Here is a 10214-nt window from a genome sequence, read left to right on the forward strand (position 1 = left end):
TCTTAAAAATCAAATCGCTCTTCAGCGGCAACAAACGAACCGCGCTCTTCTCTCCTGTTGTCAAAATCGACGCTCTCTCCTTTCAGTCTACCCGCGCCTATTATACCAGGCCGGGCACGGACAGGCAGACTTCCGGCGCCAAAGATTTACTGAGAAGTTGAGTATATAAACATAATGGGAAAAATTAGAGGACATATCAGGCCTTTTACTTTAAACTGGTTTCAGGCCGCTTCCAGAGCGTTCAGGTTTTTAAACTCGCGCCAGATCACCAGGGCCGACAGGGTTGACGCGCAAACGTCCGCCGCCGGCATGGCGAAGAATACCCCCGATATCCCGAAGAAGCGAGGCAGGACGAAAAGAATCGGGATGTAAAAGAGAATCTGTCGAGACAGGCTCAACACCGTGCCCTGAATGGGTTTCCCTATGGCCTGGAAGAAGTTGGCGCTGATCATCTGAAAACCGATAATGGGAAGGAACATCGTGCAAATCCGGAGCGCGTGAACCCCCATGTCGAAGATGGGCCCGGCCTCGTTGCGAAAGAGCGCGATGAAAGGCCCCGGAAAAAGCTGGATAAAAGCGAATCCGATGGAGACGAATGCCGTCGCGGAGAGCACCGCCAGACGGTAGGTCTCCTTCACCCGGGCGTACCGCTTCGCCCCGTAGTTGTAGCCAATGATGGGCTGCACTCCCTGATTCAGGCCCATAAGCGGCATGAAAATCATGGTGAGGATGCTGTACACAATCCCCATCGACGCCACGGCCACGTCCCCGCCGTAGGCGAAGAGGCTCCGGTTGAGGGCCATGTTGACAACTCCAATGGCGAGCTGCATGGAAAAGGGAGCGAAGCCGATGGCCAGAATTTTCCGGCACAGCGCCCATTTCAGCTTCATGTCCCGAAGGCGGAAGCGCAGGGCAGTCATGGGGGAGTTGAAGTAGCAGATCACCCAGACGAAGGAGATGAACTGAGAGAGAATCGTCGCCCAGGCGGCTCCGGCGATGCCCCAGCCGAAGACGAAGATGAATATCGGGTCCAGAACGATGTTGGTCAGCGCCCCCAGAATCTGTGTGGCCATTGAGATGCGGGGATGTCCGTCCGAGCGGATGAAGTGGTTGATTCCCGGCCCCATTGCGCTGAACACGCCCCCGTAGAGGATGATCTGAAAATAGGTCCTGGCGTAGGGAAATACGGTGTCGCTGGCCCCCAGCACGTTCTTCAGAATGGGGTCGAGGAAGACGAAGAGGACCACCAGCACCACGAAGGGAATCAGGAAGAGAAGGACGATGGCGTGGCCCATGATTTTTTCCACCTCGTCCCGCCGGCCTTCCCCCAGGCGGATGGAAAAGAGGGCGTTGGCCCCCACTCCGACGATGATCGAGGAGGCCATCATGACCATGACCAGGGGCATAACCAGGGAGATCCCCGCGATGCCCAGGGGATCCACTCCCTGACCCACGTAAATGCGGTCCACGATGTTGTAAACGGCGTTCACCACCATCCCAATAATGGCGGGGACGGAAAACTCAAAAAGGAGCTTCCCGATTTTGTCGTTCCCGATGCGATCCGTGGCGTGACCCGTTTTGTTCAATTTATCCATTTCAATGTCCCAACCTCAATATACCAACAATCTTTATTAAATTCTGATGTTTCCTGTCATCTGCTGCACACCGGTCAAACGGCTTTCTGCAGGCTGTCCAATTATAACAAATGAAGAGGAGCAGCCCTGCGACTGCCCCCCGTGCGGATGTAATATCACTGACCGGCGGTTTTCGTTATCCCGGCAGGACCTCGGCGCGGTTGCCCTGAATTTTCAGCTTTGTACCGTACCCCTTCGAGCGCTCGGCGACCTGCTCCAGAATGGAGGAGTCCTTTGCCGGCGCGGGCCATCCGCCGCGGCTTCGGGGCATCCCGTACCCCAGTTCCACCGCGAGAAGCGATAAGCGGGTCAGTTTGCCGTCCTCCGCCTCCCAGCATGGGATGAGCGTCTCGAAGGCCTCCCGCTTGGACTGAAGTCCTCGTGTGAACTCCGCGTCGCGGGTCCTGTACAGATCGTACATGGTGGCGTCGGCGGGCAGTCCGTAAAATTCGTAATAGTCCGCCGGCGCTTTCGTGATGTTTTCGTTGTGCAGGACAAAATCGCCCAGAGAATAAAAAATGGGGCAGTTTTTGTAAATCTCTATGCCCCGCAGAACGTGGGGGCCGTGCCCGATTACAGCGTGAGCGCCGCTGTCGATGCAGGCGCGCGCAAATTCTTCGAGGAACGGCGGAGCCACGAATTTTTCGGCTCCGGGCTGCTGGTGACAGTGGATGGAAATGACGATGTAGTCGGCCTGAAAGCTGGCGTCGTAAATGGCCCGCTTCACCCTGGCCATGTCGTCGGGATGCACGGTGGATTTTTGTCCGACTTTTTCGCTGATTTCGAACAGAAGGTTGTCGAACTCGATGGTATTTTCGGGCAGGGCGGTCTTGTAGCCCTCGCTGCGGGACATTTCGTTAAGGACGTTAATTTGGGTCCCTTCTGCTATTTCCTGCAGAACTTTCGCCTGGTCGGCCTTGATGAAGTACGTGGTTTTGATGCGCAGGCCGTTCACGCCAGGCCGTCCTATTACGCTTCCCGAGGCGTTTCCGGCCATGGCCGCCGGATTGAACGAGGACACCGTGCCGATAAGCGCGACCCTTCCGGAGTTGCAGTCCAGATAGGCGGGCTCGGCGGCCCGCTGCAGGTCAAGCCCCACTCCCGCGGAGGGGAAGCCCGCTTTTTGAAGGTTCTCCAGAGTCTTTTCCAGTCCGCCGTAGGAGAAGTCCAACGTGTGATTATTGGCAAAAGACGTGATGTTGAAACCGAACCTTTTGGCGTCCTCCAGTATCTCGCGGGGCGCGCAGAGGTAGCTTCCGCCGTTGTACTGAGAACCGTAGGACTCGTAGTCGTGGACCGTCGTTTCCAGGTTGAAAAAACGCATGTCGCCTTTTCGAATCTCCGCGGCGATTTCCTCGAATCCCGGGTAGGTTTCAGGCAGCCGGCGATGAACCAGCATGTCGCCCGCCGCCGTAAACTTCATTTTGACCGACATTACAATACCTCCCAATAAGTTTTATTTATCAGAAAATCAAACGGCGCTTTCCTCCGGAAACAAATGACAGGCCACGAAATGCCTTCCCTTCCCCGAAGCCGTTTCCGCCGCCCCGTCCTGCCGTCGGGTCTGGGACCGCAGAGGAGGCGTGACCGTCCGGCAGACGTCCCGGGTGTAGTCGCACCGCGCGGCGAACCGGCACCCCGCCGGAGGGTTGACGGGGCTGGCGAGCTCTCCCCGGATGGGCTTGATCTCTTTGTTGCGCATGGTGATGTCCGGCTCGGGGATGGCTGACAGCAGCGCCTTCGTGTAGGGGTGCAGAGGATTTTCGAACAGAGAATCGGAGTCGGCGTGCTCCACGCACTGCCCCAGATACATCACCACGATCTCGTCCGAGATGTGCCGGACCACCGAAAGGTCGTGGGTGATGAACATATAGGTGAGTCCCCGATCCTCCTGGATGTCCATGAGCAGGTTGAGAATCTGGGCCTGAATGGATACGTCCAACGCGGAAACCGGTTCGTCGCAGACGATGAACTCCGGGTTGAGGGACAGGGCCCTCGCTATGCCTATACGCTGACGACGCCCTCCGTCCAGCTCGTGAGGATACGCTCCGGCGCAGCGTCGGGCCAGGCCGACGATGTCCATGAGCTCCGCCGCCCGCTGAAACGCGGCCTGTTTCCCGGAGCAGGTCCGGTGAATCAGCATGAACTCCGCGATGGTCTCGGCCACGGACATGCGCGGGTCCAGACTGGAGTAGGGGTCCTGAAAAATAATCTGCATTTTCCGGCGCATCTCCTGCAGCTGCCGGCTGTGGAACCTGGAGATGTCCTGCCCGTCGAAAAGCACCTGTCCTTCCGTGGGCTCCAGAAGACGGATGAGCGTCCGCCCCAGCGTGGACTTGCCGCAGCCCGACTCTCCCACGACGCCCAACGTTTTTTTCGGAAGAATGGTGATGTTGACGTCGTCCACGGCGTGGAGCAAACCTCCCCGCACCCTGAAGTATTTTTTGAGCCCCCGGGTCTCCACCAGCGGCTGAATGTCAACGGACGCCGTCATTTACGATCCCTCCCCGTTTCGGTTCACCGGCCGCCAGTTTCCCCGATTTTCGCAGAGATGGCAGGAGATCAGGTGCGTTCCCTCCTGATAGACCGCGGGGCTTTCCTCGTCGCAGCGGCTCGTTTTTTGCGGGCATCGGGGGGAGAAGCTGCAGCCCTTCGGGAGATTCACGGGGTCGGGCATCAGGCCGGGGATGGGCGTCAGACGTCGAGTTTTGACCCGCAGATTGGGGATGGACCCAAAAAGCCCCGTGGTGTAAGGATGGTGGGCCTCGGACAGGTAGATGTCCGTCGCCTGTCCCGCCTCAATGAGCCTGCCCGCGTACATCACCGCCACGTTGTCGCAGGTCTGGGCCACGATGCCCAGATCGTGGGTGATCATGATCATGGCGGTTCCCAGCCGGTCCCGCAGCTCCCGAATCATGTTGATGACCTGCGCCTGAATGGTGACGTCAAGGGCTGTCGTGGGCTCGTCCGCGATGAGAAGCTCCGGTTCGCAGGCCAGGGCCATGGCGATAACCACGCGCTGTTTCATCCCGCCCGAAAACTGGTGGGGATAGTCGTACTTGCGAGCGGCAGGAATGCCCACCAGCGACAGCACCTCGTCCACCCGTTTCTGAATCTGCTCCGCCGTCCTGCCGCTTTCGTTGTGAAGCTCCAGCGCCTCGGCAATCTGTTCGCTCACCGACATGACGGGGTTGAGGCTGGTCATGGGGTCCTGAAAGATCATGGCGACGCGTCTGCCCCGAATTTTCTGCATTTCGGACTCCGGAAGGCGGACGAGGTTTTTCCCCTCGAACTCAATGACGCCTCCCGTGACGCGTCCGGTGTTCTCGGGGAGCAGGCCCATGCAGGCCAGAGCCGTCGTGGTTTTGCCCGCGCCGGTTTCTCCCACGAGGCCAAGAGTTTCGCCTCTGTTCAGGGAAAAAGTGATGCCGTTGACGGCCTTGACCGTTTCCAAATCGGTTCGATAGATCACCGACAAATCTTTTACCCGCAGCAAGGAATCTGTCATGTTTTCGCCCTCCCGGCCTCAGGTTCGGAGGCGGGGATCCAGAGCGTCCCTCAGGCCGTCGCCCAGAATGCTCATGGAGAAGGACGCCACGCAGATCAAAACGCCGGGGAAAAGAACCAGATGGGGCGCGGTGCGCAGAAATTCCTTGCCTTCGCTGACCAGCGCCCCCCACTCCGGCTGGGGCGGATTGATCCCCAGGCCGAGAAAACTCAGGGTCGCGGCGGACAGGATCATGGAGGCCACGTTGGCGGTGGTCTGAACGATCAGAGTTCCCACGGAGTTGGGAATGACGTGCTTCACGAGGATGTGAAGGGTGGAGGCTCCGCCTGCCCGCATGGCCTCGATGTACTCCTGCTCGGCGATGTTGAGCACCGATGATCGGACGATACGCACGAATCCGGGAATATTGGTCAGTGAAATGGCGATACAGATGTTGACGATCCCTGATCCCATAGCGGCCACAACGGCCATGGCGAACAGGGTAGAGGGAATGGCGGAGAAAATGTCCAGCGCCCGCATGACGATGTCGTCCAGCTTTCCGCCCACGTAGCCCACCAGAGCTCCCAGCAGGCTTCCCACGATCAGCGTGGCGATGGACGTGGCAAAGCCGATGAGCAGAGAGATTCGCCCTCCGTGAAGACAGCGCGCCAGAAGATCCCGCCCGTAGCCGTCGCAGCCGAACCAGTGGACGGCGGAGGGCTGGGCCAGCTTGAGTTTCGGGGCCATCTTCAGCGCCACGCTGTAGGGAACGATGAGGTCCGCCAGAACGGCGCAAAGAATCAGGAAGGAGATGACGACAAGCCCGAACATCGCCAGCCGGTCTTTTTTGAGCCTGCGCCACACTTCCTTCCAGCGGCTTTCCTTTTTGAACGTCAGGATGTCAGGTGCTGCGTCGGACAGGGCATTCACGGCGTTCATCTCCTTCATCCCCTCCTTCCGGAATATTTCGCTTTGATGCGAGGGTCCACGAAGGCGTAGGAGAGGTCCACCGCTAGAATCACGAAGGCGAAGACCACGGCGAAGACGATGATGCCGCCTGTGACCACCGGAACATCCTTCTGTTTGATGCCCGCCACGATGAAGGACCCCAGGCCGGGCAGGCCGAACAGAGTCTCCGTGGCGATGGCTCCTCCGATCAGGATGCCGAAGCTGTTTCCAGCCACGGTGATGACGGGGAGAAGCGCGTTTTTCATGGCGTGTTTCCAGATGACCCGCTGCCGTGGGGCTCCCTTGGCTTTGGCGGTGCGGACGTAGTCCTGACGGATGGTCTCCAGCATACTGGATCGGGTGAAACGCAGCTGGCGTCCGCCGTAGGGAAGTCCCAGAGCGATCATGGGCATGACGTAGCTTTTCCAGCTGGCGATTCCGTTGGCCGGAAACCATTTCAGCCTCAGCGAGAAAATGAGCATCAGCACCAGCCCGATCAGAAACGCGGGCTGCGCGGCCATAAGCAGCGCGATTCCCGTGGGGACGCGATCGAACACCGTGTTCTGCTTCACCGCGGAAAGCACCCCCAGGGGCACCCCGAACACCAGCGAGAACAGGATGGCGTTGAACGCCACGGTCAGAGACACGGGAAGGCGGTTGACGATCTCCGTGAAGACCGGTTTTTTGGTGGCGTAGGATTTTCCCAGGTCGAAGTGGAAGATCGCCTCGTACATGTATTTTCCGTAACGCTGAAGGAGGGGGAGATTGTAACCCAGCTGCTCGTTCAGCATGTCGATGTCCTCCTGCAGAGCGCCCGCTCCCAGCAGGTTCGCGCCCGGATCCCCCGGGATCATGTCCACGATGAGAAAAATCAGGAGCGACACCCCGATGATGACGGGAATCAGCATGAGCAGGCGCTTAAAGATGAACCGATGCAAGAATCTTCCCCCCCTTCTTCATGGTTTGCGGTTATTTCTTTGTCCAGGACCATTCGTAAACCTGTGGATAGTTGGGATAGTTCACGGGGATGGTCAGATCCGGCGTCCAGACGTAGGGCTGAACCTTGTGGAAGACGGGGAACATGGTGGCGGTGGCGGCGATGAAATCCGACACTTCGCTGTAAATTTTTTCGCGCTCGGCCGGGTCTGTGGTGGCGATTCCGGCGTCCCAGAGGGCGTCCAGCTTTTTGTAGTCGAATTTCGTCCCCTCGTATTTGACGTAATAGGTGCCCACGGCCTTCGAGTAGGAATAGCGCTTGTAGAAGTCGAAATCGCCGTTGCAGTCGGTTCCGGAGCAGAACAGGTCGAATTTCTGATGGCGCGCCTGTTCCATGTTCGTCGCCGAGTCCAGACGGTTAATGTCGCAGGTCAGCCCGACGTCCGCCAGGTTGCTCTGAAGGACCTGGGCCATTTTCTCGAAGTACCCGCCGGCGGAGCAGTTGATGGTCCCCACGTTGGTTCCGTTGGGGTAGGCGGATTTCTTCACGTATTCCTTCGCCTTCTCCGGGTCGTAGTTGTAGACGAGGCCTTTGGAGGGTGCTCCGGCGTTGCTCTGAGGCTGAACCATGAAGTCCGCGTTCTGGGCGTGTCCGTCGTAGCAGGCGATATTCATGGCGTCCTTGTCGATGGCGTAAGCGATGGCCATACGGATGTTGTCGTCGTCAAGCGGCTTGTGCTCGTAATTGAGCGCGATAAAAGAGATATGGTTCGCGGGAACGAGCTGGGTCTTATACGCGGGGTTGGAGGTCAGAGCGTCCCAGTTGGCGATGGGGGCGATGTACCAGTCCAGCTCGCCGGACTCGAAGGCGATCAGCCCCGCGGAGGCCTCTACGATGGGCGTATAGTGGAGCTTTTTGATGGGAGCCTCGCCCCGATAGTAGTCGGGGAAGGCGGAGCAGGTCCACTCCACGTCGTGCTTCAGGCTGGTGAGGTAATAGGGGCCCGTTCCGGCCAGGGTCAGCTTCGTGCCAAACTCGCCGCCCTGCTCCTCCACTTCCTTCTGGCTGAGGATCATGACGCGGGTCTGGTTGTTGAGGAAGGCGGCGTTGGGGGCGGACAGCTCGACCTTCACCGTGTAGTCGTCCCCGGCGCTCACGTTTTTCACCCCGCCCAGGTAGCTTCTGACCTTGGGCTGTTCCAGCGCGCGTTTGTAGGAAAAGACCACGTCGCTGGCCTTCAGGTCGGCTCCGTTGTGGAATTTGATCCCCTTGCGGATTTTGAAGGTGTAGACGAGGTTGTCGGGGCTGATGGAGTAACTCTCGGCGACCCGCGGCTCATACTTGCTGGTGGCTTCGTTCTGGTGATAGAGGGGCTCGAAAACCTGCCGGAAGAACATCCAGTCCTGAAGATTGGTGCTCGCCTGGGGGTCAATGGTGGTAAGAGGAGCCAGAATGCTCAGATTCAGCGTCCGGTCCCCGTCGGCTCCGAGGGCGCTTCCCCCGCTGACGAGGCAGATTACGGCGGCCGTCAGCAACAACACGTTCATTTTGCAAAACTTTTTCATTCCCTTTCATCTCCTGACTTTTTTGAATATCGCGCTTTTGGCGCGTAAAAAATAAATTAAGACAGCTTACCGATGGGTCTGGGCTTCACCTCCGGAGGAATGGCGCAGCGGTAAACCGCGCCCTCCAGACGTTCCTTCAGCTCTTCCTTCGCCTTTTTGACGATGTCGGGGGAATGGAGGACGTCCACCGCTCCCCCGGCCATGACTTTGGCGGCCAGAAGCATTCCCTTGTGGGCCAGGGAGGTTCGGCCCTGACTCACCCGCTGCCAGGAGTGTCCCGGCGCGGTGATGGAGTAGCAGGTTGTGACGACCTGCGAGGTGGGAACGATCCAGCTCACGTCCCCCACGTCGGAGGAGCCCGGCATCAGCCCGTCGGGGCCGTCCTCGTGAAAGGGAAGAACCAGCTCGCACAGGCTTTTTCCCTCCAGCAGGCGGGAGTATTTTCGAAGGTCGGCCGGATACCTTCCCAAAAAACGGGCCACGTCGTCCAGGGTCCACTCCGCGGTTTTTGCCACGTCATCCGCGAAACGCCGCTCTTCCGCCGTGTAATCCGGCAGTTTCTGGTCCAGAAGGTTGTCGTACAGCACTTTGGAGAGCGTTTTGTTGGGGACGATGTTTGCGCAGGCCTTTATAAACTGGATCTCCAGCTCGGTTTCGGTCATCAGGGCGGCTCCCTGAGCGATTTTGTTGACCCGGGCATAGATTTCCTCCACCTGCGGCGTTTTTGGGGCGCGGATCAGATAGAGCACGTCCGCCGCGGGCTGGACCACGTTGGGGGAGAACCCGCCGGCGTTGGTGATGGCGTAGTGGATTCGCGCCTCCTGAATCACGTGTTCCCGAAGGAAGTTCACCCCCACGTTCATCAGCTCCACCGCGTCGAGGGCGCTGCGTCCGGCGTGGGGGCTGCTCGCGGCGTGGGAGGCCCTGCCCCTGAATTTGTACAGTACCTGAAAGTTGGCCAGAGAGCTCACGTCCCAGATGGCGTTGACCGTCATGGGATGCCAGGTGACAGCCACATCCAGATCGTCAAACACACCCGCGCGCGCCATGAACGCCTTGCCCGACCCGCCCTCCTCTCCGGGACAGCCGTAGAGCCTGACGGTCCCCGAAACGCCGTTTCCCTCAAGGTATTTTCCCACGGCCAGAGCGGCTCCCGCGGAGGCTCCGGCGAACAGGTTGTGACCGCAGCCGTGGCCGTTGCCGCCGGGTGAAAGGGCCTTCCGCTCCGCGATCCCCGGGACCTGGCTCAGGCCGGAAAGGGCGTCGTACTCCGCCAGAATGCCGATCACAGGCCCGCCGCTTCCCCAGCTGGCGCAAAACGCCGTGTCCACATCTCCCGTTTTTTCCTCCACGGTAAAGCCCCGCTCCCTCATGAGGTCCATCAGAAGCGCCGCGGACCGCACCTCCTCGAAGGCCGTCTCCGCGCAGTCCCAAATTTTGTCGGAGACGTCGGCCATCACCTTCAGGTTGTCGTCCAGGTAACGGTACATCTCTTTTTTATCCCAAACCTCTTTTTTATCCAAAATCTTCTTTTTATCCAAAACCTGCACCTCCGCCGCATCGATCCGGATATATGTCTGGCATGTGAGAAAATATAAAAATATGCTTAATTATTAAACTTAACTGCATAAATTATTAAATTT

At 58.8% G+C, this 10214-nt stretch carries 8 protein-coding genes; all 8 read right to left on the reverse strand.

Annotated features, from left to right (window positions below):
* Positions 1 to 221: 221 nt before the first annotated feature.
* Positions 222 to 1595, reverse strand: coding sequence for an MATE family efflux transporter (locus LBR61_08870; GenBank protein ID MDR1732185.1), 1374 nt, complete (start codon positions 1593 to 1595; stop codon positions 222 to 224).
* A 175-nt stretch (positions 1596 to 1770) separates the two neighbouring features.
* Positions 1771 to 3069: a CapA family protein gene (locus LBR61_08875; GenBank protein ID MDR1732186.1), complete on the reverse strand. Its 1299-nt coding sequence runs from the start codon at positions 3067 to 3069 to the stop codon at positions 1771 to 1773.
* A gap of 36 nt (positions 3070 to 3105) precedes the next feature.
* The gene (locus LBR61_08880) at positions 3106 to 4128 is read right to left on the reverse strand and encodes an ATP-binding cassette domain-containing protein (protein ID MDR1732187.1); all 1023 of its coding nucleotides are present in this window, start codon (positions 4126 to 4128) and stop codon (positions 3106 to 3108) included.
* On the reverse strand, positions 4129 to 5142 hold the full coding sequence (locus LBR61_08885) for an ABC transporter ATP-binding protein (GenBank protein MDR1732188.1): 1014 nt from the start codon (positions 5140 to 5142) through the stop codon (positions 4129 to 4131). It abuts the gene before it with no gap.
* Between the two features lie 18 nt (positions 5143 to 5160).
* Positions 5161 to 6060 (reverse strand): ABC transporter permease, encoded by a 900-nt coding sequence (locus LBR61_08890; GenBank protein ID MDR1732189.1) that lies wholly within the window; start codon positions 6058 to 6060, stop codon positions 5161 to 5163.
* Positions 6061 to 6065: 5 nt separating this feature from the next.
* On the reverse strand, positions 6066 to 7007 hold the full coding sequence (locus LBR61_08895; protein ID MDR1732190.1) for an ABC transporter permease: 942 nt from the start codon (positions 7005 to 7007) through the stop codon (positions 6066 to 6068).
* A 31-nt stretch (positions 7008 to 7038) separates the two neighbouring features.
* A complete protein-coding gene (locus LBR61_08900; protein ID MDR1732191.1) occupies positions 7039 to 8571 on the reverse strand; it encodes an ABC transporter substrate-binding protein in 1533 nt (510 codons plus the stop codon).
* A gap of 56 nt (positions 8572 to 8627) precedes the next feature.
* Positions 8628 to 10112, reverse strand: a complete 1485-nt coding sequence (locus LBR61_08905; GenBank protein MDR1732192.1) for an amidohydrolase — start codon at positions 10110 to 10112, stop codon at positions 8628 to 8630.
* Positions 10113 to 10214: the final 102 nt, after the last annotated feature.

The organism is Synergistaceae bacterium (assembly GCA_031272035.1).
In the GTDB taxonomy this organism is placed as follows: domain Bacteria; phylum Synergistota; class Synergistia; order Synergistales; family Aminobacteriaceae; genus JAISSA01.

Excerpts from the sequence above, each read along its gene's own strand:
- LBR61_08880 (MDR1732187.1), bottom strand. The coding sequence starts at position 4,128 with ATGACGGCGTCCGTTGACATTCAGCCGCTGGTGGAGACCCGGGGGCTC.
- LBR61_08875 (MDR1732186.1), bottom strand. The coding sequence starts at position 3,069 with ATGTCGGTCAAAATGAAGTTTACGGCGGCGGGCGACATGCTGGTTCAT.
- LBR61_08890 (MDR1732189.1), bottom strand. The coding sequence starts at position 6,060 with ATGAACGCCGTGAATGCCCTGTCCGACGCAGCACCTGACATCCTGACG.
- LBR61_08870 (MDR1732185.1), bottom strand. The coding sequence starts at position 1,595 with ATGGATAAATTGAACAAAACGGGTCACGCCACGGATCGCATCGGGAAC.
- LBR61_08900 (MDR1732191.1), bottom strand. The coding sequence starts at position 8,571 with ATGAAAAAGTTTTGCAAAATGAACGTGTTGTTGCTGACGGCCGCCGTA.
- LBR61_08885 (MDR1732188.1), bottom strand. The coding sequence starts at position 5,142 with ATGACAGATTCCTTGCTGCGGGTAAAAGATTTGTCGGTGATCTATCGA.